The sequence below is a fragment of the Massilia sp. CT11-137 genome, from assembly GCF_047302885.1.
Taxonomy (GTDB): domain Bacteria; phylum Pseudomonadota; class Gammaproteobacteria; order Burkholderiales; family Burkholderiaceae_D; genus Telluria; species Telluria orientalis.
Window position 1 is genome coordinate 2,757,604 of the sequence record NZ_JBKYMP010000001.1, and the last position, 19,584, is coordinate 2,777,187.

The 19,584-nt window shown below is 61.5% G+C and carries 19 protein-coding genes, 7 tRNA genes and 2 pseudogenes; 17 read left to right on the forward strand and 11 right to left on the reverse strand.

The window, feature by feature from the left end; genetic code table 11:
- Positions 1 to 78 precede the first annotated feature (78 nt).
- From uvrC to ACEN98_RS12595, 9 genes and pseudogenes are all read left to right on the forward strand, one after another.
- Positions 79 to 1,947: an excinuclease ABC subunit UvrC gene (gene uvrC / locus ACEN98_RS12555; RefSeq protein ID WP_413341162.1), complete on the forward strand. Its 1,869-nt coding sequence runs from the start codon at positions 79 to 81 to the stop codon at positions 1,945 to 1,947.
- A gap of 103 nt (positions 1,948 to 2,050) precedes the next feature.
- Positions 2,051 to 2,635 (forward strand): CDP-diacylglycerol--glycerol-3-phosphate 3-phosphatidyltransferase, encoded by a 585-nt coding sequence (pgsA, locus tag ACEN98_RS12560; RefSeq protein WP_056137323.1) that lies wholly within the window; start codon positions 2,051 to 2,053, stop codon positions 2,633 to 2,635.
- 85 nt (positions 2,636 to 2,720) lie between these two features.
- Positions 2,721 to 2,796: transfer RNA gene (locus ACEN98_RS12565), tRNA-Gly, on the forward strand.
- Between the two features lie 78 nt (positions 2,797 to 2,874).
- A tRNA-Gly gene (locus ACEN98_RS12570) sits at positions 2,875 to 2,950 on the forward strand.
- A 42-nt stretch (positions 2,951 to 2,992) separates the two neighbouring features.
- Positions 2,993 to 3,068, forward strand: a tRNA-Gly gene (locus tag ACEN98_RS12575).
- A 35-nt stretch (positions 3,069 to 3,103) separates the two neighbouring features.
- A tRNA-Gly gene (locus ACEN98_RS12580) sits at positions 3,104 to 3,179 on the forward strand.
- A 25-nt stretch (positions 3,180 to 3,204) separates the two neighbouring features.
- A tRNA-Gly gene (locus ACEN98_RS12585) sits at positions 3,205 to 3,280 on the forward strand.
- Between the two features lie 73 nt (positions 3,281 to 3,353).
- A tRNA-Cys gene (locus ACEN98_RS12590) sits at positions 3,354 to 3,427 on the forward strand.
- Between the two features lie 267 nt (positions 3,428 to 3,694).
- Positions 3,695 to 3,914: pseudogene (locus tag ACEN98_RS12595) on the forward strand (IS5/IS1182 family transposase); the annotation flags it as partial.
- On the opposite strand, the pseudogene ACEN98_RS12600 reads toward ACEN98_RS12595, so the two are convergent.
- Positions 3,901 to 4,908 (reverse strand): annotated as a pseudogene (locus tag ACEN98_RS12600) (IS481 family transposase). The pseudogenes ACEN98_RS12595 and ACEN98_RS12600 overlap by 14 nt on opposite strands.
- Positions 4,909 to 5,285: 377 nt before the next feature.
- Here ACEN98_RS12600 and ACEN98_RS12605 point away from each other — a divergent pair.
- From ACEN98_RS12605 to ACEN98_RS12635, 7 genes are all read left to right on the forward strand, one after another.
- Positions 5,286 to 6,836, forward strand: coding sequence for a type VI secretion system Vgr family protein (locus tag ACEN98_RS12605; protein ID WP_413384755.1), 1,551 nt, complete (start codon positions 5,286 to 5,288; stop codon positions 6,834 to 6,836).
- Positions 6,803 to 7,159: a hypothetical protein gene (locus ACEN98_RS12610; protein WP_413384758.1), complete on the forward strand. Its 357-nt coding sequence runs from the start codon at positions 6,803 to 6,805 to the stop codon at positions 7,157 to 7,159. The genes ACEN98_RS12605 and ACEN98_RS12610 overlap by 34 nt, the downstream gene beginning before the upstream one ends.
- Entirely contained in the window at positions 7,156 to 8,556 is a 1,401-nt protein-coding gene (locus ACEN98_RS12615) for a T6SS immunity protein Tli4 family protein (protein WP_413384761.1), read from the forward strand. The genes ACEN98_RS12610 and ACEN98_RS12615 overlap by 4 nt, the downstream gene beginning before the upstream one ends.
- 69 nt (positions 8,557 to 8,625) lie before the next feature.
- Positions 8,626 to 8,892 carry a PAAR domain-containing protein gene (locus ACEN98_RS12620; protein WP_413384763.1) on the forward strand — a complete coding sequence of 89 codons (267 nt, stop codon included), beginning with the start codon at positions 8,626 to 8,628 and terminating at the stop codon, positions 8,890 to 8,892.
- Between the two features lie 102 nt (positions 8,893 to 8,994).
- Positions 8,995 to 10,152 carry a hypothetical protein gene (locus tag ACEN98_RS12625; protein WP_413384766.1) on the forward strand — a complete coding sequence of 386 codons (1,158 nt, stop codon included), beginning with the start codon at positions 8,995 to 8,997 and terminating at the stop codon, positions 10,150 to 10,152.
- Between the two features lie 29 nt (positions 10,153 to 10,181).
- Positions 10,182 to 10,649, forward strand: a complete 468-nt coding sequence (locus ACEN98_RS12630; protein WP_413339478.1) for a hypothetical protein — start codon at positions 10,182 to 10,184, stop codon at positions 10,647 to 10,649.
- A 29-nt stretch (positions 10,650 to 10,678) separates the two neighbouring features.
- Positions 10,679 to 10,903 (forward strand): hypothetical protein, encoded by a 225-nt coding sequence (locus tag ACEN98_RS12635; protein WP_413339477.1) that lies wholly within the window; start codon positions 10,679 to 10,681, stop codon positions 10,901 to 10,903.
- A gap of 107 nt (positions 10,904 to 11,010) precedes the next feature.
- Here the strand turns inward: ACEN98_RS12635 and istB are convergent, their stop codons facing one another.
- The 4 genes from istB to ACEN98_RS12655 form a co-directional block, all read right to left on the reverse strand.
- Positions 11,011 to 11,796: an IS21-like element helper ATPase IstB gene (istB, locus tag ACEN98_RS12640; RefSeq protein WP_413382469.1), complete on the reverse strand. Its 786-nt coding sequence runs from the start codon at positions 11,794 to 11,796 to the stop codon at positions 11,011 to 11,013.
- The gene (gene istA / locus ACEN98_RS12645; protein ID WP_413385955.1) at positions 11,793 to 12,851 is read right to left on the reverse strand and encodes an IS21 family transposase; all 1,059 of its coding nucleotides are present in this window, start codon (positions 12,849 to 12,851) and stop codon (positions 11,793 to 11,795) included. Before istA ends, istB begins: the two co-directional genes overlap by 4 nt.
- A 622-nt stretch (positions 12,852 to 13,473) precedes the next feature.
- Positions 13,474 to 13,848, reverse strand: coding sequence for a helix-turn-helix domain-containing protein (locus ACEN98_RS12650; RefSeq protein ID WP_413384768.1), 375 nt, complete (start codon positions 13,846 to 13,848; stop codon positions 13,474 to 13,476).
- A complete protein-coding gene (locus tag ACEN98_RS12655; RefSeq protein WP_413384770.1) occupies positions 13,838 to 14,155 on the reverse strand; it encodes a type II toxin-antitoxin system HigB family toxin in 318 nt (105 codons plus the stop codon). Before ACEN98_RS12655 ends, ACEN98_RS12650 begins: the two co-directional genes overlap by 11 nt.
- Positions 14,156 to 14,194: 39 nt before the next feature.
- Here ACEN98_RS12655 and ACEN98_RS12660 point away from each other — a divergent pair.
- A tRNA-Ser gene (locus ACEN98_RS12660) sits at positions 14,195 to 14,309 on the forward strand.
- A 128-nt stretch (positions 14,310 to 14,437) separates the two neighbouring features.
- On the opposite strand, the gene ACEN98_RS12665 is transcribed toward ACEN98_RS12660, so the two are convergent.
- The 6 genes from ACEN98_RS12665 to ACEN98_RS12690 form a co-directional block, all read right to left on the reverse strand.
- The gene (locus ACEN98_RS12665) at positions 14,438 to 15,505 is read right to left on the reverse strand and encodes a porin (protein WP_413384772.1); all 1,068 of its coding nucleotides are present in this window, start codon (positions 15,503 to 15,505) and stop codon (positions 14,438 to 14,440) included.
- An 84-nt stretch (positions 15,506 to 15,589) separates the two neighbouring features.
- Entirely contained in the window at positions 15,590 to 16,477 is an 888-nt protein-coding gene (locus ACEN98_RS12670; RefSeq protein WP_413384774.1) for an alpha/beta fold hydrolase, read from the reverse strand.
- A 30-nt stretch (positions 16,478 to 16,507) separates the two neighbouring features.
- The gene (locus ACEN98_RS12675) at positions 16,508 to 17,302 is read right to left on the reverse strand and encodes a substrate-binding domain-containing protein (protein WP_413384776.1); all 795 of its coding nucleotides are present in this window, start codon (positions 17,300 to 17,302) and stop codon (positions 16,508 to 16,510) included.
- A 42-nt stretch (positions 17,303 to 17,344) separates the two neighbouring features.
- Positions 17,345 to 18,172, reverse strand: a complete 828-nt coding sequence (locus tag ACEN98_RS12680) for an amidohydrolase family protein (RefSeq protein WP_413385982.1) — start codon at positions 18,170 to 18,172, stop codon at positions 17,345 to 17,347.
- Positions 18,172 to 19,002: an SDR family NAD(P)-dependent oxidoreductase gene (locus ACEN98_RS12685; RefSeq protein WP_413384778.1), complete on the reverse strand. Its 831-nt coding sequence runs from the start codon at positions 19,000 to 19,002 to the stop codon at positions 18,172 to 18,174. Before ACEN98_RS12685 ends, ACEN98_RS12680 begins: the two co-directional genes overlap by 1 nt.
- A 10-nt stretch (positions 19,003 to 19,012) precedes the next feature.
- A complete protein-coding gene (locus ACEN98_RS12690; RefSeq protein WP_413384781.1) occupies positions 19,013 to 19,573 on the reverse strand; it encodes a carboxymuconolactone decarboxylase family protein in 561 nt (186 codons plus the stop codon).
- Positions 19,574 to 19,584 lie beyond the last annotated feature (11 nt).

Genomic DNA, 19,584 nt, shown 5'->3' on the forward strand with positions numbered 1-19,584 from the left:
CCGCTGCCGTCCCCGGCGCAAGCGCCGCGCGCCCGTCCGGATGCGTGGCAAGCCATGAAAGAGGAATTGATCGCGACGATGACAAAGGATGCGGAATCCCCCGTGCGCCCCACCGAGGCGGCGCGCGAACAAGTTCTGGCGACGGTGGCCAAGCTGCCCGACCTGCCCGGCGTGTATCGCTATTTCGACGCAGAAGACAGGGTTCTCTACGTCGGCAAGGCGCGCAACCTCAAGAAGCGCGTGTCGAGCTATTTCCAGAAGACGCTGTCGAGCCCTCGCATCGCGATGATGGTGTCGCAGATCGCGCGCCTGGAAACGACGGTGACGCACAGCGAGGCCGAAGCGCTGATCCTGGAAAACAACCTGATCAAGACGCTCAAGCCGCGCTACAACATCCTGTTCCGCGACGACAAGTCTTACCCGTATTTGAAACTGACCGCGGGCGACTATCCGCGCATGGCCTATTATCGCGGCGCGCTGGACAAGAAGAACCAGTACTTCGGGCCGTTCCCGAGCGCGTGGGCCGTGAAGGAATCGATGCAGCTGCTGCAGAAGGTGTTCATGCTGCGTACGTGCGAGGACAGCGTCTTCGCCAACCGCACGCGGCCCTGTTTGCTGCACCAGATCGGGCGCTGCAGCGGGCCGTGCGTCGACCTGATCGCGCCGGAAGACTACAGGCGCGACGTCGACAACGCCGCGAAATTCCTGCGCGGTCGCCAGACGGAGGTGCTGGAAGAACTCGAGAAGAAGATGCTCGCGTATGCCGAGGACCTGAAGTTCGAGCAGGCGGCGAGCGTGCGCAACCAGATCCAGGCGCTGTCGCGCGTGTTGCACCAGCAGAGCATGGAGACGACGGGCGATGCGGACGTCGACGTCATCGCCGTCGTCGTGCAGGGCGGGCGCGCGTGCGTGAACCTGGCGATGGTGCGCGGCGGCCGCCACCTGGGCGACCGCGCGTACTTCCCGACGCAGGTCGGAGAGGCGATGGATGAATGCCCGATCGAAGTGGAGGTGCTCGCGGCGTTCATGGCGCAGCATTACGGCGACAAATTCGTCCCGGGCATCATCATCCTGAACATCGAATTCGACCAGCCCGAGCTGATGATGGCGCTGCAGGAGCAGTGCGGCCACCGCATCAACCTGGTGTTCCAGCCGCAGGGCCAGCGCCGCCAATGGCTCGAACTGGCGCAGAAGGGCGCGGAAATCTCGCTGGCGCGGCTGCTGTCGGAGCAGGGCTCGCAGCAGTCGCGCACGCGCGCGCTGGCGGAGGTGCTGGGCCTCGACAGCGAGGATCTCGAATCCCTGCGCGTCGAATGCTTCGACATCAGCCACACGGCGGGCGAGGCGACGCAGGCGTCGTGCGTCGTGTTCCATCACCACCAGATGCAGAACGGCGAATATCGTCGCTACAACATCACGGGCATCACCCCGGGTGACGACTATGCCGCGATGCGCCAGGTGCTGACGCGGCGCTACGAAAAGGTGGCGAACGGCGAGGGCGTCATGCCGGACATCGCGCTGATCGACGGCGGCAAGGGCCAGGTCGAGATGGCGCGCCAGGTCTTTACGGAGCTGGGCCTCGACATCGGCAACATCGTCGGCGTGGCGAAAGGGGAGGGGCGCAGGGTCGGCCTCGAGACGCTGATCTTCGCCGATGGCCGCCCGCCGCAGGAACTGGGCAAGGAATCGGCCGCGCTGATGCTCGTGGCGATGATCCGCGACGAGGCGCACCGCTTCGCCATCACGGGCATGCGCGCCAAACGCGCCAAGACGCGCCAGGCGTCGCGCCTGGAAGAGATCGAGGGCATCGGCGCCAAGCGCCGCCAGAAGCTGCTCGCGCGCTTTGGCGGCCTGAAGGGCGTGATCGATGCGAGCGTGGAGGACCTGATGTCGGTGGAAGGCATTTCCAGTACGCTGGCGGAAGAGATTTATCGGCAGCTGCACTGAGAGGGGGGGCGCGTCACGGATGGCTCAACTGGTTTAAACGGCAAGAGCCATGTAGACTAGCGCGCACGCAACTCAACAAGCAGAGCACGATCAGCCTCACCCCATGCCTTTCAATATTCCGATTCTCCTGACCTGGCTACGCGTCGCCCTCATTCCGCTGGTCGTTGGCGTCTACTATCTCCCCGAACACTGGCTGCACGTGGCCGACCGCAACCTGGCCTCCACGCTCGTGTTCATCGTCGCCGCGATCACGGACTGGTTCGACGGCTACCTCGCCCGGCGCTGGAACCAGACGTCGGCCTTCGGCGCCTTCCTCGACCCCGTCGCGGACAAGCTGATGGTGGCGGGCGCACTGCTCGTGCTCGTGCAGCTGGACCGCGTGAACGCCATCATCGCCTTCATCATCATCGGCCGCGAGATCACGATCTCCGCGCTGCGCGAATGGATGGCCGAGATCGGCGCGCGCAAGTCCGTTGCCGTGAGCTCGCTGGGCAAGATCAAGACGGCCGCGCAGATGGTCGCCATCCCGATGCTGCTGTTCCACGATCCCATGTTCGACGGCGTGCTCGACATCCACAAGTGCGGCGAGATCTTGTTGTGGATCGCGGGCGTGCTGACGGTCTGGTCGATGTTCTACTACCTGCGCCGCGCGTGGCCGCTGATCAAGGAAAAGTCGGGCACGGTATAAGTTTCTGCTGGGTCATCCTTGACACATAGCTCAGCATCTCTATAATGCCTGCCTGTTGCAACGACAACGCAGCAAACGAAACGAAGCGGGAGTAGCTCAGTTGGTAGAGCGCAACCTTGCCAAGGTTGAGGTCGAGAGTTCGAGACTCTTCTCCCGCTCCACAGTTTGCCTGTCGAAGTAATAAAAAGGTTGTCTTGGAAAGCAGTCGAAAATCTGAGATAATCGCAAGTTCCAGCGACGCGGGAGTAGCTCAGTTGGTAGAGCGCAACCTTGCCAAGGTTGAGGTCGAGAGTTCGAGACTCTTCTCCCGCTCCAGTCATCGCAAGATGATGCTGGGGCAAACAAGTAAGACTCCATGCGGGAGTAGCTCAGTTGGTAGAGCGCAACCTTGCCAAGGTTGAGGTCGAGAGTTCGAGACTCTTCTCCCGCTCCAGTGTTTTACGATCGTAGTACGTGATGAACTCCTAAGCGGGAGTAGCTCAGTTGGTAGAGCGCAACCTTGCCAAGGTTGAGGTCGAGAGTTCGAGACTCTTCTCCCGCTCCAGGTAATTCACGATGGTGTACCCGATGCGGGAGTAGCTCAGTTGGTAGAGCGCAACCTTGCCAAGGTTGAGGTCGAGAGTTCGAGACTCTTCTCCCGCTCCAGTTACAGAGAAGCCAGCCTTCTCGTGTCGCTGCGACGAATAACCGGTCGCTGTGGCATAGTCAAGTCTCCTCCGGCGAGGTAGCAAAGCGGTTATGCAGCGGCCTGCAAAGCCGTCTAGACGGGTTCGACTCCCGTCCTCGCCTCCAGCATTCTGTCAGATCAGCGCATTGGCGCTGATCTACGTCAGCAATTCACGACGAATTAAGGCTTGCCGCATCGTGTAGTTGACGCCGGCGCATAGCAAACCTTCGACATTAGAAAATGTATTATCGAATGCATATTTTGCGCTGCGGGGCATTGCAGGTGCCTTCCGGACGACGTCAAACCTCGCCCAGCCAGCGTGCGATTCACATGCTGATCGGCAAGGCAGTTGATGAAGGCAAAGTGTTGTCGGCCGATGTCGTGTGCGTCGCCTCTGGCGATACTCGAGAAGGCTTTTCCTAAATCGACGCACATCTGCGGATGAAGCCCAGCGCAACATCGAATTGATGTGGCTGATGCAGCGCTTGAGCCCCGACTTCATGGCGATAGCGAACTTCCGTCGCGATGTTTGTCGCCAGTTCGTTGTATTGTGCCGGCAGCTGGGTGGTCGCCATCGATGGCAGCAAGTTCAAGGCCGTCAACAGCAGCGATGCTGGCGCTGCCATGGGTTGTCAAGACCCGGCTGGTTATAGACGCGTTTCCTGAATAATTCGGGGCGTTTTTCATTCCATTCCTTGAGTGCCGGAATGGGTGTTTTATGCTTGAGCGCTCGCTGCGGAATGCTGTGGTTGTAGATCTTGACGTAATTGCGCAGCGTCGATTCCAGTTCGGCAGCTTAGCCAAAACGGGTCTGGTTGACGATGTCGCTGATGCGGCCATTGAAGCGCTCCACCATGCCGTTGGTCTGCGGGTGGCGAGGTGGGATGAGGCGGTGCTCGATGTCGAACTGTTTGCACAGCCGATCGAACACGTGCGAACCGCTGGGCTCCTTCTTTTTGCCGCCGGCCGTGAAGCGGTCGGTGAACTGGCTGCCGTTGTCGGTCAGCAGTTTGACGATCTTGACCGGGCAGGCATGCTGGACCTTGGTGAGGAAATCGACACTGCTGCCGTCGGTTTGATCGGCATACAGTTCGACGAAAACCCAGCGCGTGGCGCGGTCGATGGCAACAAACAGATAGCGCCTTGCCGTCTCGTCCGGCATCTGCGGCAGGTACTTGATGTCAATGTGCACGAAGCCCGGCTCGTAGTCCTTGAAGGTCTTCTTCGTAGCCGGGGCTGCGCCTTCCTGCTCGACCAGGTCGCGCAGGTCGGAGACGCCGTGGCGGCGCAGGCAGCGCCCCAGGCCGGCACGCGAGACTGCGGGATTGATGAACTCGCGTGTGACCGCCAGCAGGTCGTCCGTCGGTAGCAGGAGAGTCTTACGTAGCTCCACAACGATGAGCTCCTGTTCGGGAGACAGAGTTGTGTACATCTTGATGGGCGCGTGCGACTTGTCTTCCGAGGAATCCCGATCTTGCCATTTCCGGATGGTCTGGCGGGAGACGTTGCACAGCCTGGCCAATTTGGCTTGCGGCAGCGTTGAGTTCCTCATTTCCTCACGGATCAGGTGGGTGGTGCGAGCTTTGCTGTGCAGTACCTGGGCCATCGTGTCGCCAGTGAAAGATCGGATTGGAACGGTGTACGCAAAACGTTCCTGGCCTTGAAGAGCGGCCAGCTACGGATGGGTACATGATCCCACGAGTCTAGACATCTATGTTCCTGCTTGCCGGCTTTTACTACGCGACTCGGCCGGTCGCATAAGAACGTTTTCCCCATCCTCATTTGCTCGAAAACGGTTGCACCTGACTGGCCGTTTCCCGGTTCCGCCGGATCGTTTGCGTCTTGCGAACTGTGAATTTCCGAGAGAAATCCCCACATTCTGTTGTGATATCGTACGCCCGCGTGACGTAACAATCATTTCCGCTGCCACTGCAGCAGATCGTTTCCCAGTTATTGTCATTCAACAATTGTTTGCGGGAATATATGTTCGAGAGCCTCGACGGAACAGGTAGGTCGCTTTTCAACGAGTTGGGTAATTTAGTGTCGGGTTTGAGCGAAGCACATCGCCCCATCCGTCTGAGACTTGCAGGCCCGGAAAACGTTTTTGACGATGTTCTGCTCGTTAAAAAAGCAGATGGGCACGAACAGTTGTGCGGCGGCCTGGAATATCGGCTTTATTGCGTATCGTCGCACGCCACGTTACCTCTCAAAGATTTGATTGCCCTGCCGATCGAGCTGCAATTCGTCACCGATCGCGGACAATTGCGTTCCGTTTGCGGCATCGTGGCGGAAGCGGCGGCGGGGCAGAGCGATGGCGGACTTGCCACTTATCACCTCGTTGTTCGGGATTCACTGGCATTGATGGAGCAGCGGGTGAACACACGTGTTTTCCGCAATGTCAATGAGATCGATTTGTCCGCAGCCTTGATCAACGAATGGCGGGCGATGAATCCAGTGCTGGCAAGGGTGCTGGATATCGATTTTTCCGGCGTAGGCAACGCTTATCCCTCCCGTGAATTCACAATGCAGCACAACGAATCGGATGCCGCATTTTTACGCCGGTTGTGGAAACGGCGCGGTATTTCCTGGTTTATCCGCCCGGGTGCTGCAAGCGAAACCGGCACCGACCGGACGCCGGCGCACACGCTGGTCCTGTTCGATTCTCCGTACGCCCTCGGCCGCAATGAAGCGGGCGCAATCCGATTCGACAATGACCTCGCCACGCTGACGTCCGACAGCATTTATCACTGGAGCGCAACGCGAACGCTGAGGAGTGGCAGCGTCAGCCGGCAGAGCTGGGACTACAAGACAGGCGCATTGATGTCCGTCCAGGCACCGACCGTGATGCGCCTCGGCGAAGTCGGCACCCAGTTCGCCTTTAGCTTAGACGACTACCTCGTCGATCCCCCGCATGCGGGCGACGATGTTGCAGATTACAAGCGGCTCGGAGAACTGCGTATCCAGAGGCACGAATACGAATCAAAGTGTTTCCATGGCGAAGGCGGTGTGCGTGACTTGTGTGTCGGAGAGTGGTTCAGTCTGGATGGGCATCCTGAGATCGATTCGCATCCGGAAGACGAGCGCGAATTCGTGCTGACGGAATTATGGGTCAGCGCGGAAAATAATTTACCGACGACGGCCGATGAAGTTGTGCAGCGCCTGTTTGCCGTGAATGGCTGGGAAAACGGGCGTGCCGCGTCCGAACTTTTCGGTGCGAGTGAACGACGCAAGATGCGCTACACGAACCGGTTCTCGTGCGTGCGGCGCGGTATTCCCATCGTTCCTGCATTCGATCCGCGCACGGACCTGCCGCGCGTGACGTTGCAAAGTGCCGTCGTTGTCGGCCCCCCTGGCGAAGAGGTGCATTGCGATGCGATGGGCCGCGTCAAGCTGCGTTTTCTCGGAACGCGCGAACAAGACCACGGGTCCGATCCCGGTGCCTCGAACAGCGATCGCGACTCGGCTTGGGTGCGTGTCGCCAGCTTTTGGGCGAGCGATAAATGGGGCAGCATGCATTTGCCGCGCGTCGGGTAACCGACGAGCAACGCGCGCTGACCGATCCCGTCAAGAGCCTGCTCCCTGCCGGCAAACCGATGGTGGCGCTGCAAACCGAAAACCGGTTCATCCAAATGCCTGAGGTTTATAAACTGCCGGTATGGGAAATATTGTTCACGCCAGGCGACCAGGATACGTCCGGCGACGGTACCGTTTCGCAGCAGTCTGGCGACGGGCCACGTGGCAAAGTACGGCGCATTTTTCGCACCACAGGCTATGACCACCAGGGTAGTTATGCAAACAAGCACATGCTCAGTCTGACCCACCATCTGATCTGCAAGATCGTGCAGGAGGCTAAGTGAAGATCGGAAAGCGTACGCGGTACACGTTCATCGTCGTGGCAGGACTGTTTGTGGCAGTTCTTGTCGCCAGCAAGACGCCCCCGCAACACCAGCAATCAAGGACGGCACAACAAATGATGCAACAAACGAAAACAGTATGTGTTGGCAGACTGATGGTTGACCTCCCGGCCGACGCGGAAGTCACCTTTACCGATGCGCGCGTCGACGGCGTCACGATCAGTGTGGAGGCGGGATACAACGCACAAAAGGCGGCTGCCGCGATCGCCGAGCGCGTCTCGGCGTTGGGGGGCGAGACGAACGAGCTTGGAAGACCATCATTGGAAAAGCGCGAGATCGTCGACGGGGTCAACCTGCAGGCGACGCTCTTGTATTCAGGTCGTGAAAAAGCCGTCACGAGGATGCGGAACGGGCAGCCCGTGACCGGCGACGAGGGCATCACCGTCGAAGCGTTTGCGCTGAAGGATGACCTTCTCTATCGCTTCAAAGGGCAATCCCTGGCCTCGCCGAAGTATGAGCAGGTCGTGCACGACCTCGTAAAGAACTTCGCCTCGAGGACTGCAGGCTCCATGCCGGCAGAGCCAGGATTCTGTACAGAGAATGGCATCATCCACAGCACGACGCCTCCGGAACCTGACGAAAGCGTCACGATGTTCGCGACCCTCAAGGGGCATCCGGATATCGCAATCCGGTTGGACACGGCGGTGCTGGACAAGCCCCAGGAGTCCTTGTTGGCACGCCATGCGAAGAACGATACGGCAATGGAGTTCGCCAGCAGCATCAAGTACCTGGGCAAACAGGCGCGCACTCTGAACGGCATACCGGGCTCCGAAGTGCTCGTGCGCGTGAAGGAGTCGAACGGCACCAGTGCCCACTCGTTCATGTGGGAAAGCCCGGGCAAGGGCATGGATGTACTTGCACCCAACATCACGCTCGAGCTCGAGACAGGCAAGGGGAATCCAGGCAATCCTGTCAATTCGAGCCTGTCGGATGAAGCCGCTCTACAGCTCTGGCAGGCGATCTCGACGAGTTTGCGACTCCGTCCAACGTCAACCGTTAACAAAGTCGGCAACACCGCTCACGTGCCGGCAGTGCCACTTGGGGAACTCGTCGCCACAGGGAAGGTTTGTCCGCAGACCGGATATTGGCAATGTAGTGAACATGCTACGGTCGAAGGCGCTCAGCCGCAATTCTTCAGGCAGGGAGATTTGATGCCTCCTGCGACGTTGCGAGGGGCTCCAAGCCTTTGGCAGAAATTGAGCGGCAATGTGCGAACGCACGAGGTGGCAACAGTCTGGACCCTGATTGCGTACCAAATGAATCCTGATGGTAAGCCGACAGACGACAATCGTGCACAGCAACGGCCAAAGGCGTCCGGCCCAGACGACAGCCTCACTTAGCACTCCACTGCCGGTCAAAGCACCCGAGGGTATGGTGCGTAAATTCAGTTCGACAAATCTATACTGCTCATGCCTAACGTAATCCGACTCGGCGATTCAACCAGCCACGGTGGTAAGGTGGTGAAAGTAACCGCAGAGCACTATACCATCGACGGTATTCCTGTCGCCCGGGTGGGCGATTTATGTTCATGTCCAAAGCCGGGACATGACAACTGTACGGTCGTAGAAGGCAATCCTGATCACCTCATCGATGGGATTCAAGTCGCTTACGACGGACATAAGACGAGTTGCGGAGCTGCTCTGATTTCAACCCAAGCAACGTTCACCGCTGGTTAGCATATGCGCACAAGCGCTTATAGAGTCTCTACGAGCAACCATATCGGAGGTAGTGCACCCGGCTGCCGCGAGACGTTGAATCCGGTGTGCACAGGAGCCGCCATGAACCGATTTTCCAACTGCTCCTTGAGCCTGTTGATCGCGTGTGGCCATGCGCAAGGCGGACAACTTACGCGCTCCGGCAGCATTCCGCTCGGCGATCTCACGGCATCGTCCGACATCAACAACATCGCCATCTCGCCGGACGGCACACAGGCCTGCGTCGTCACCTCGTACGTGAAGGAGCCTGGCGCGGCCGTCTATAGTACCGTCACGCTGGTGGACCTGGTACGGAAAAAAGCAGGTTGGACCCGGCAGATGCCTCCTCCCGACGCGACGGCCAATGTGTACGCCGTGGCGTGCCGGTTCCACGGCAACAACGTGTATGTGCTGGCGAACGCCGACACCGCACACGAGATGGCGAACAACGTGGGCCGCGTCTACGTGGTCAAGTACAGCAGGAGTGGCGACGAACTCAAGCGCGCTGCGATTCCGGTGTCTACCGAAAGCCGGGTTGCCATCGATATGCTGGCGCATGATGGCAAGTTGGACGTCATCGGGTTTGGCAAGGATACGGACGCGAACAACGAGTATTACGGCATGTTCGTCACGACCGTAGACGAATCGCTGGAGTTCCATACGCGCATGATGAAAGACGGCAGCTATACGCAATTCGCCGCCGTGCGAGCCATCGGGAGCCAATGGTACATCGGCGGCGACTTCTACCCGAAAATCGTTCCGAAGAACGACCTCGCCATCTATTACGCCAACTCAAAAATTAAACCGGGCGGCGGGTATCTGTGGAGCGTGCGTCCGCAGCATAAGGTGGTCACAGCCTCGGACAACATCGCGACCGCGATCGATTATCAGGCGACGACGTACTCGCTCTCGCAGTCACGCGGGACGTCTTCGCTGATCGCGGTCGATGCAGGCGGCACGATCACTCCCGCGGTTACGTATAAAAGCGAATTCTGCAAGGTGGAAGCCTTCACGCCTGCGGGGCAGGGCCTGCTGGCGATCCGCCAGTCCTGTGCAGGTTCGGGCGGCAAGCGGGGATTGGTGTGGATCGATCCCGCCACGGGTGCCGAAACGACGCTCGACGTGCTGGGGAATACGCCGAAATTTATCGTGTCGGACAGCCGGAACTGGTACGGCGTGGGCCAGCTCGGGCGTAGGCTGGAGTTTGTATTCGGCCCGGTCACCGCGTGCAAGACCCGCTAGCGCGCCTCATCACCCTATCGAGACCAACCATGCTGAAGACACTCATTCGAGTTGCCTGCCTGCTTGCTGCTTGCGGGGCGCACGCGTCCACCGCCGCAGACCTGCATTTCGCGGAGAAGCTCGGCGGCATCAGCCACGACCTGCGCATCGCAAACCTGAAGGCTGATACGCGCGGCGTCCCATCGTTTGACTACACCTACCATCAGCAGGGCCTAGGCTGCGGCTTTACCTTGGCCGGCAAGGCAGTCGCTGGCTACGACGATGCCAGCGGCAAGGTTGAGCTCGAAGTCTACAATCCGCAAGGCGGCGACGGCAAAGAGATACCCCCCATTCTGGCTTTCCACGATGGCGAGGCCAACTTCACGGTCGCGCGCAAGGATATGCTGACGCCGAAATGGATCACGTTCGACTCCATGCTCTATGGTGCCGCACGCGCCAGACACTGCGACAGGAAGGCAGATCGCGTCGAGGTCATGTTCATGCATGCCGTTCGCTGATGTTCCATGGCCATGATGGAATTCAATCGATGAACCTGACGCTATTCCAGGGTTTTCTGGCGGCGCTTGCCGACAGCAGTTTTTCTGCCGCGTTTTATCTTGCTGCGGGCTATCAGCTTATCGTGCTTGGGGTGGGGTGCTTCCCGGAAGGGAGGCGGGCGAGGTGGTATGCGTTGGCTGCGGCCGTGTCGCATCTTCTCTTGCCCATGTTGCTCCTTGTTGGCTTCTATTACGCGACTCGGCCGGTCGCATGAGAAATGCTTTCGCCTGCTTTTGTCAACGGCGATTGAAAACTGATACAGATTTCGTCATGCCAGCGATTTAAAACTGATACACCGCCGTCGCCGAACACCGTCCGTGTTCAGCCCAGTTCTGCAACGTCGTTCCCCCTCATCATTCCGGCCTGTCGCTGGTGTTTCAAGCGATAGCTTTCCCCTGCAATCGGCACGATATGCGCATGGTGCAGCAACCGGTCGAGCAGGGCCGCAGTCAGCGTCGTGTCCTGCGCGAAGGTCGTGTCCCATTGCCCGAACGGCAGGTTGCTGGTCACGACCAGGCTGCTGCGCTCGTACATGGCCGCGATCACCTGGAAGAACAAATTGGCCTGTTCCCGGTTCATCGGCAAGTAGCCGATCTCGTCGATGATCAGGAGCCGATATGCCTTGATCGCGCGGTGCATCACCGCCTTCAGATTGTTCTGCGTGTGCGCCGTCGTCAACGCCAGCAACAGGTCGGCTGCCGTCGTGAAGCGCGTCTTGATGCCGGCCTGCGTGGCCTTGTAACCGAGGGCCATTGCCAAGTGCGTCTTGCCCACGCCGCTGGGGCCGACCAGTACCACGTTTTCATGCCGTTCGACGAAGCCCAGGCCGGCCAACTCCTCGACCTGGCTGCGTTTGACGCCCTTGGCAAAGTCGTAGTTGAACTCATCCAGCGTCTTCACTGCCGGGAATCCGGCCAGCCGGGTCAGCGTGCTTTGCTTGCGCACATTGCGTCCAGCTACTTCCTCCCTCAGCAAGCCTTCCAGGAAGTCGCTGTAGGCCGTTCCCTGCTTGGCTGCCTTCTGGGTTGCGGCGCTGTAGCCCTGCGCCACGAACGGCAGGTTCAGGCTCTCGCACAGCGCCGCGATCCGCTCATGCTGCAGATTCATGCCACCACTCCTTCCGATACCCGCATCAGCAGCGCGTCGTAGACCTGCAGCGGATGCTGTACCGGAGAAGGTTGCGCGATCCGCTCCACCACTGCCGCCGGCCGTGGTGCCGCAGGCGCCGTTACTGCCGGTTGCGGCCGGGCTGCCGCAATGTCTGCCCGCCACGGTGCTGGCAGTGGCTGCAGGTGCTCCGACTCCCGCTTCAACGCCGCGGCTGGCGGCTCCCCGGTGGTGCCGTGGATGCGTGCATTGGCCACTTCTTGCAACCAGTGAGCCACTTCCACGTTGGCCGTTACGACATCAAGCTTCTGGCCGCTCTGCGCCAGCCGGCTCACCAGCGGCACGTAGAACGAACGGCGCAGATAACCGTTGAAGCGTTCGACCTTGCCCTTGGTCTTGGCACGGTACGGCTGGCACAGCTTGATCACAAAGCCGCTATGCCTGGCATAGTCCAGGAAGCCGGCATGGAAGCGGTGCTCGCCTTCGCCGTAAGCGTCGCGCTCCAGTACCACCGTCTTCATGTTGTCGTACAGGACCCGCCGCGTCACGCCACCGAAGGCAGCGAAAGCGCGCTCGTGGCAAGCGATCAGGGTTTCCACCTTCATGTTGCTGACGAACTCCACATAGCTGGCCCGGCTAAAGCCGAGCGTGGCGCAAAATGCATACAGCGGCGCGCTGCCCTTGCGGAACTCGACCCAGTCCACCTGCAGCTGCTCGCCCATCGCCGTCTCGAAACGCACCACCGGATCTACCGGCGGCGTCGGGCGCAGCGTGCGCATGAAGGCGCGCAGCTGGCTCATGCCGCCTTCGTAGCCGCGCGCTGCGATCTCACGGTACAGCACCGTGGCTGGAATCGTATCGGGCTGGGCGGCCTGCTGCCGATCCCTCAGATACCGCTCGAATTGCGCCAGCTTCGTCTGGCGCTTGACCTTGCGCTCGTACTTCGGCACGGCCTCCAGAGCCAGATGCCGGCGCACCGTGTTCACTGCGCAGCCGACTTCAGCGGCAATCTGCCGAAGGCTCAACCCATGCTTCTTCAGTAGCTTGACTTCCACGTACACCTCTTTGGGTTTCAAGGCCGCTCCGCAAAGCGGCCATCTTCTCAAATCGGTGTATCAGTTTTCAATCGCTGCCTGTATCAGTTTACAACCGCTGCTGACAGCTTTTGCACGACATGTTCTAACGAACTCATGCGGTGCAAAGTGCGGTGCTGAGCTAACTCCTTGATTCCAGAAGGCCAAAACGGCCTGCAAAGCCGTCTAGACGGGTTCGACTCACGTCCTCGCCTCCAAATAATAAACATTCTGAGTTCATTTTATGTCAGCTTCATTTGAAGAATGCGCCTATTCGCCAAATTTAATTTGACATCGGCCGAGCTGTAGTTAGAGTCGCATTTTAGCGGCCTAGCAGGCCGTTGCGGATGGGCTCACATGAGCCCTGTAGCCGTGCAAAACGGTGCTTCAGTCCTGTTTAGTCCGCTTCACCATGGGTTCACCCCTGTTGAGGTTGATCTGCACCTCAATCGCGAACCGTCACGGAAACGTGCGAGAACAGGACGTTCCTACGCAACGCAAGACAGGCACACCTACCATAGGATGGGGCCGAAGCACCCCGGCTTTCGTGGAGGGCCGAACTGTTTAAGTCACAACACGTCGAGATCGATCTGGCGACAGTGAGTCAAACAGCAGCGGCGCTTTTAGGCGGCTGGATAAGAGTCTCGGCCGGTATGCCAAGTCCTTTGTGCAGCCGCCAGATCATCGGAAGCGTCAAAGGACGAGTCCGGTTCAGCACCTCGTACACCCTGTTGGACCGGCCAATCATCGGCTCGAGATCCTTGACGGTGAGGCCCTTTTGCTCCATCTGGAATTTGATGGCCTCGACCGGATCTGCGACTTCCATTGGAAAGTGTTTTGCCTCGTAGGCTTCGACCAGTGTCGCAAGCACATCCAGACGGTCGCCTTCCGGCGTTCCGAACTCGGCAGTCATGAGCGATTCCACTTCGCGCAGCGCTGCCTGGTAGTCTGCTTCGGTACGAATAGGCTTAATGTCCATGATGTCCCTCGATAGTTTGTGCATCGATGGCGTCGTACTGCTTGTGCGTGCCGACGAACTTGACGAAAACGATCCCATACGGATAGTTGATGGACGTGACCAGGCGATACTTGTTGCCAGCGATATTGAAGACCACACGTCCGTCCTTCAGAATGCTCGCGGTACCAAAGTCGGCCTTGACGTCCGCCGGGGTTTGCCACTTGGCCTTGAGGACATGGCCATGCCAGGTAAGAAGTGGCTCCTTCGAGTCGGCATACTCCGGTCGTTCGTAGAAGGTCCGAAGGGTAGGTAGGGATAGGATTCGCACACGTCCATGATAGTCCCAATTTGGGACTTCGACAAGGGAGACGAGGCGAACTCGTGCGGTGCAGAGTGCGGTGCAGAGCTAACTCCTTGATTCGTAAGAGCCAAAACGGCCTGCAAAGCCGTCTAGACGGGTTCGACTCCCGTCCTCGCCTCCAGCATTCTGTCAAATCAGCGCATCGGCGCTGATCTACGTCACCAGTGAACTTCGCTCGTTTACGCATCGCAGCCTTCAGGCATGCGTACGTCGGCCATCGATGTGCCACTTCAGCTCCGATAGCCCATATCAGAACGTGTGACGCATTCCAATCTCTACCTCACGTCCACTGAAACCGTTTCTTGCCGAGTTCAGGCGCACTTCGCCGCCGTTTTTCGTATAGCCGGCTGCGGCATAGAGAAATGTCCGTTTGCTGAGCGGATAGGTGTAATCGAGACCGTACTGATCCGAGATCCCGTTGCGGAACTCCCGGATGTCGTTGCGGTTCCACGATGCGCAAATCGTGCCGCGCCCGGCGCCGACGGTCACCCCGGTCATGTAGCTGCGCATCGCCAGCGCGTCGCCATTGCCGATGCGCGTATCGCCATATGTGCCGTGGAACTTGACCGGCCCGAGATCGTAGACGGCGCCGACGATCGCGCTGTTCACCTTGACGTTCGCGGATGCCAGATGTGCCGTGCCGACCAGGGCACCCAGCGGCGTCGATGCCGCGCCGAGGTCGACGCCGTCCGCATGCTGATACGCCGCGCGTACATTCCACCTGCCGGCCACATACGACACCGAGGCGAAGTCGCTGCTGTTGCTGGCGAAGCTGCCGGCCTTCTCGCCGAACGCGTGGCCGGCATAGAATCCGACGCCGTTGTGCAGCCGGATGCTGTATGTGACCGCGTTGTCGGCGCGGGACAGTGGATCCGTCTTGCCGAGGCCGTAAGCGAACACCCGTTGCGCGTTGCCGGTGCCGTTGATGACGAACGGATCGACCGTGAACAGCACGTCGTAGACCGCGGTCGTCTGCCGGCCGAAGCGGATCGAACCGAATCCGCCGTTCAACCCGACCCACGATTGCCTGCCGAAGAGACGGTTGCCGTAGCCCAGCGTGCCGTCGTCGGCGTTGAAGCCGCTTTCCAGTTGAAAGCTGGCGGAGAGTCCACCGCCCAGGTTTTCGGTGCCGCGAAAACCGAAGCGCGACGCCCGTTGCTGCCCTGACCCGACCGACAGCGTGTCGTCGTTCGACGTAGCGGCCTTTCCGTAACGTAGACCGACGTCGACGATCCCGTACAGCGTGACATTGCTTTGCGCGGACGACGTGCCGCTCACCAGGACGAGCAGTCCCGATGCGATGATCTGCTTTTTCATTGGTATTGACCGAACAGGTAAAGGAGTGCCGTCCGCCCGGCTTGTACGCCGGGCGGTTCGATGCCGCATGCGGGCGGGAAGGGTTTATTTATCCGCGAAGACCTTGCGCGCGAACGCGGCGATCGCGTCGGCCATGGCGTGCGGCTGTTCGGGCGCCAGCGCATGGCCGGCATTCGGAATGACGACGACGGTGACCCGGTCGCCCAGCATGTTCTTCAGGACCTGCGAAAAGCGCCGCGGCGCCACGGCGTCGTTTTCGGCCTGGAGGTCGAGGATGGGCGCCGTGCCCGCGGCGAAGTAATCGTCGACCGGCGTCGTGTTGCGCGCGTGCGATTCGGCCTCGTGCGTTTCCTGGTGCCAGCCGGTCAGCCACACGCGCGGGTCGTGGCCGGGCGCGAAGAACGCCTTGCGCAAGTATTCGAGGCGCTGGGCTTCCGGCAGCTTCATGTCGGAGGGGCCGTCGATCGCCTTGCGCATCTCCGGGCCGATCGGCTTTTCGTTGGACCCGGGCGGCACCTTGCCCGCCGACGCGGCCGCGACGACGACGCCGCGCACGAGGTCGGGCCGGTCGGCCGCCAGCTGGCGCGCCGCGAAGTTGCCCCAGGCATGGCCGACCACCACGACCGGGCCCTTGTTCTCGTGCTCGATCACGGCGGCGACGTCCTTCGCGAAATCGTGCACGCTGAGATTCTCCATCGGACCTTTGCTGAGTCCGATCCCGCGCGGTTCGGGACGCAGCACGCGGAACCCGTCCGCCACCAGGCGTTCGGCGACCTGGTCGTAGTCCCGCACCGAGCGGCCGAGCGACGGCAGCATCACGATGACGGGGCCTTGTCCCTGGCGCATCACGTCGATCTGCACGTCGCCGTACTTGACGAGTTGATGATCCGCCGTGACGGCCGTGCCGGCGAACGCGCATGCCGACAAGGTTGCGGTGAGGACGAATGCGTAGCTGAGCTTGCGAAGTTTCATGTGAGTCTCCTGTCTGTCGTGGTTATTCGTTTATTTCGCGCCGATCGGGTCGAGCCCCGTCTTCACGAACGTCGCTGCGGCGTCCGGCGTCTTCAGGTAGGCGAGGAATGCCTCGGCGGCCTTGCGTTCCCTGGCGTCCTTGCCGATCGCCGCGGAGATGACGCTGACCTTTTGCACGGCTTCCGGGAGAGGACCGACGTACTGGATGCCGGGGATGGCGCGCAGCTCGCTGATCTGCTGCAATCCGAGGTCGGCGTCGCCCCGCTCGATGGCCGTGCCGACCAGTTCGCGTCCGTGGATGGGTACGCTTTTCGCCTTCATCGCGTCGGCAATGCCGAGCTCGGGGAACAGGGTGCCGACGATGTACTTGCCGCTCGCGCCCTCGGAAAACGCGACCGACTTCGCCGCGAGCAGCGTGGCGCGCAGGCCGTCGACCGACGCAATGTCCGGCCGGGGCAGGCCCGCCCGTACGGCGACGCCGACGCGCGACTCGGCCAGGTCGACGGCGGTCGCGGGCAGCAGCTTGCCCTGCTTGATCTGATCGGCCATCGCCGCCTTGATCATGAAGCAGGCGTCCATCGCTTCGCCGGCCTGGATGCGCATGGGCAGCGCATCGGGTGAGCTACCGTAGGACGGGCCCCACGCAACGACCAGGTGGTGGCCGGACTTCTTCTCGAAATCGGGACCGAGCTGCCTGAACGCCGCCGACAGCGCGCCCGTGGCCAGGACATGGATGTCGGCGGCCTGCGCGGTGGCCGACAACAGCCCCGAACAGCCGAGGGCAAGCAGGGCTGTCGCACAAGCACGGTTACTTGATTTGTTCATTCATCGTCTCCTTGTCGTTATTCGAGTGGTGCAATCGTGTGGTCAGAAATACAGTCGCTTCGGGTTATCCACCAGTACGGCCTGTGCGGTCGCCGCGTCACCGCAGACCTCTACGAGGAAGTCGAGCAGCTCGCCGTCATCGGGCACCGGGCCCTGGATGTTCGGGTGCGGCCAGTCCGTGCCCCAGATCGCGCGCTGCGGCGCGGCGGCGAGCAGGCGCCGGGCGAGCGGCAGCGCGGCGGGCCACGGCGCCGGCGCGCCCTGCATCGCGCGGTCGACGCCGGACACCTTGATCCACCGCTGCGGATGCGCCAGATGGCGTTCCAGCAGTTTCAAGGCGGGCTCGTCCCATTCGCGCGTCGCGTCCTGGCGCGCCATATGGTCGATCACGAGCGGCACGTCGAGGTCGCGCCAGGCATCGAGCACCGGCAGGATCCGCGCGAGGGGGCCGTGCAGCAGCGCATGCCAGCCCAGCGGGCGCACGCGTTCGACGACGCTGCGCAACCGGTCGAGGTCGCGGTCGCCGGGCAGGTGTCCCATGAAATTGAAGCGCACGCCGCGGACCCCGCCGTCGTGCAGCGAGCGCAGGTCGGCGTCATCCATGGTCTCGTCGACGAGCGCCACGCCGCGGTAGCGTCCATCCGTCGCCGCGAGCGCCGCCAGCAGCGCGCCGTGGTCCGACTGGTAGCAGGCCGCCTGCACCAGCACGCCGTGGCCGATCCCGAGCCGTTCGTGCATCGCCAGCAGCTCGGTCATGGGCGCCGCTGCCGGCCGGTACGCGGCCGTGGCGGGCAGGGGAAAGGCATCCCAGGGTCCGTAGATATGCGTATGGCAGTCCCACAGGCCGCCGGTGAGCGCGGGCCGGACCATCAGTCGCACCGTGCGGTCATGCCGCCATCGACGATGATTTCGGTGCCGGTGATAAATTGCGCTTCGTCGGACGCGAGGAACAGCGCCGCGTTGGCGGTATCGCGGCCGTCGCCCATGAAGCCGAGGGGGATGCGCGCGAGTCGGCTTTCCAGCAGCTTGTCGACGTCGCCGCCGCTGCGCTGGCCGGCCAGGCGGACTTCGACCATCGGCGTGTGCAGCTGGCCCGGCACGACCGTGTTCACGCGGATGCCTTTTTTCGCATACTCGACGGCGACGACCTTGCCCAGCTGGATCACGCCGGCCTTGCACGCGGCATACGCGACCTGCGCGGAGCCGGTCCAGCGGATGCCGGAGGTCGACGCCGTGTTGACGATCGCGCCGCAGCCCTGCGCTTCCATCACGGGCAGTACGTGCTTGCAGGTCAGGAATACGCTCTTCAGGTTGAAGGCGACCTGCGCATCCCATTTGTCTTCGGACAGCGCGACCGGACCGCCGGCCGCCGAGCCGCCCACGTTGTTGACCAGGATGTCGACCCGGCCGTATTCGGCCGTGCACGCTGCGACCATGGCCTCGACGGCGGCGCTGTCGGTGACGTCGCACGTGTGCGCCGTGATCGTGCCGCCGGCTTCACGGACGCGCCGGACGGTCTCTTCCATCGCTTCCATGCTCTTGTCCACGGCGAAGATCTTTGCGCCCGCCTGGGCGAACAGCACGGCGACGGCGCGGCCGTTGCCCCAGCCCGGGCCGACGCAGCCGGCGCCGGTGACGATGGCGACCTTGTTGTTCAGGCGTCCCGGCGCCATGGACGGGTGTGCGGTTGAAGTTTTCATGCTGCTTTCCTTAATTCGTGGAGGTAGGGAGTTCCGGTGCGGTGCCGGCGGGCGGCGGCACCTCGAAGACCTTGATCGTCATCGAGATCAGCGTGTAGTAGCCGGCCACGCCGACCAGGTCCACCAGGGCGTCGCGGCCGATCTCGCGTTCGAGGTCGGCATACAGCGCGTCGTCGATGGCGCGGCGTTCATGGAGCTGCTGCATGAACGCGTGGATCAAGGCTTCGTCGCGCTTCGTGAAAGCCGGCGCGCGGCCGTCGCGGATCGCATCGAGCACGTCCGGAGACACGCCGGCTTCCAGCGCGAACGGCTTGTGCGCCGCCCACTCGTACTCGGCCAGCCAGTGGCGACCCATCAGCATGATGGCGAGTTCGGACAGGCGCGGCGGCAGGCTGCTGTCGTAGCGGCAGTAGCGGCCCAGCGCCTGGGCGCGGTCGGCGAGCTGCGGGCGGTGCAGCCACACCGCGAGCGGTCCGCGGACACCCTTGCGCGGGCCGCTGGCGATGGCGTCGTGGACGGCGCGCTGCTCGGCGTCGAGACGCTCGGGATCGATAGGCGAAATGCGTGGCATGGTGGTTTCCT

Bases quoted from the DNA above. Each gene is read 5' to 3' on its own strand.
- uvrC (WP_413341162.1), top strand. From the start codon at position 79: ATGACAAAGGATGCGGAATCCCCCGTGCGCCCCACCGAGGCGGCGCGC.
- pgsA (WP_056137323.1), top strand. From the start codon at position 2,051: ATGCCTTTCAATATTCCGATTCTCCTGACCTGGCTACGCGTCGCCCTC.
- ACEN98_RS12605 (WP_413384755.1), top strand. From the start codon at position 5,286: ATGTTCGAGAGCCTCGACGGAACAGGTAGGTCGCTTTTCAACGAGTTG.
- ACEN98_RS12610 (WP_413384758.1), top strand. From the start codon at position 6,803: ATGGGGCAGCATGCATTTGCCGCGCGTCGGGTAACCGACGAGCAACGC.
- ACEN98_RS12620 (WP_413384763.1), top strand. From the start codon at position 8,626: ATGCCTAACGTAATCCGACTCGGCGATTCAACCAGCCACGGTGGTAAG.
- ACEN98_RS12625 (WP_413384766.1), top strand. From the start codon at position 8,995: ATGAACCGATTTTCCAACTGCTCCTTGAGCCTGTTGATCGCGTGTGGC.
- ACEN98_RS12630 (WP_413339478.1), top strand. From the start codon at position 10,182: ATGCTGAAGACACTCATTCGAGTTGCCTGCCTGCTTGCTGCTTGCGGG.
- ACEN98_RS12635 (WP_413339477.1), top strand. From the start codon at position 10,679: ATGAACCTGACGCTATTCCAGGGTTTTCTGGCGGCGCTTGCCGACAGC.
- istB (WP_413382469.1), bottom strand. From the start codon at position 11,796: ATGAATCTGCAGCATGAGCGGATCGCGGCGCTGTGCGAGAGCCTGAAC.
- ACEN98_RS12650 (WP_413384768.1), bottom strand. From the start codon at position 13,848: ATGGACATTAAGCCTATTCGTACCGAAGCAGACTACCAGGCAGCGCTG.
- ACEN98_RS12665 (WP_413384772.1), bottom strand. From the start codon at position 15,505: ATGAAAAAGCAGATCATCGCATCGGGACTGCTCGTCCTGGTGAGCGGC.
- ACEN98_RS12670 (WP_413384774.1), bottom strand. From the start codon at position 16,477: ATGAAACTTCGCAAGCTCAGCTACGCATTCGTCCTCACCGCAACCTTG.
- ACEN98_RS12675 (WP_413384776.1), bottom strand. From the start codon at position 17,302: ATGAACAAATCAAGTAACCGTGCTTGTGCGACAGCCCTGCTTGCCCTC.
- ACEN98_RS12680 (WP_413385982.1), bottom strand. From the start codon at position 18,172: ATGGTCCGGCCCGCGCTCACCGGCGGCCTGTGGGACTGCCATACGCAT.
- ACEN98_RS12685 (WP_413384778.1), bottom strand. From the start codon at position 19,002: ATGAAAACTTCAACCGCACACCCGTCCATGGCGCCGGGACGCCTGAAC.
- ACEN98_RS12690 (WP_413384781.1), bottom strand. From the start codon at position 19,573: ATGCCACGCATTTCGCCTATCGATCCCGAGCGTCTCGACGCCGAGCAG.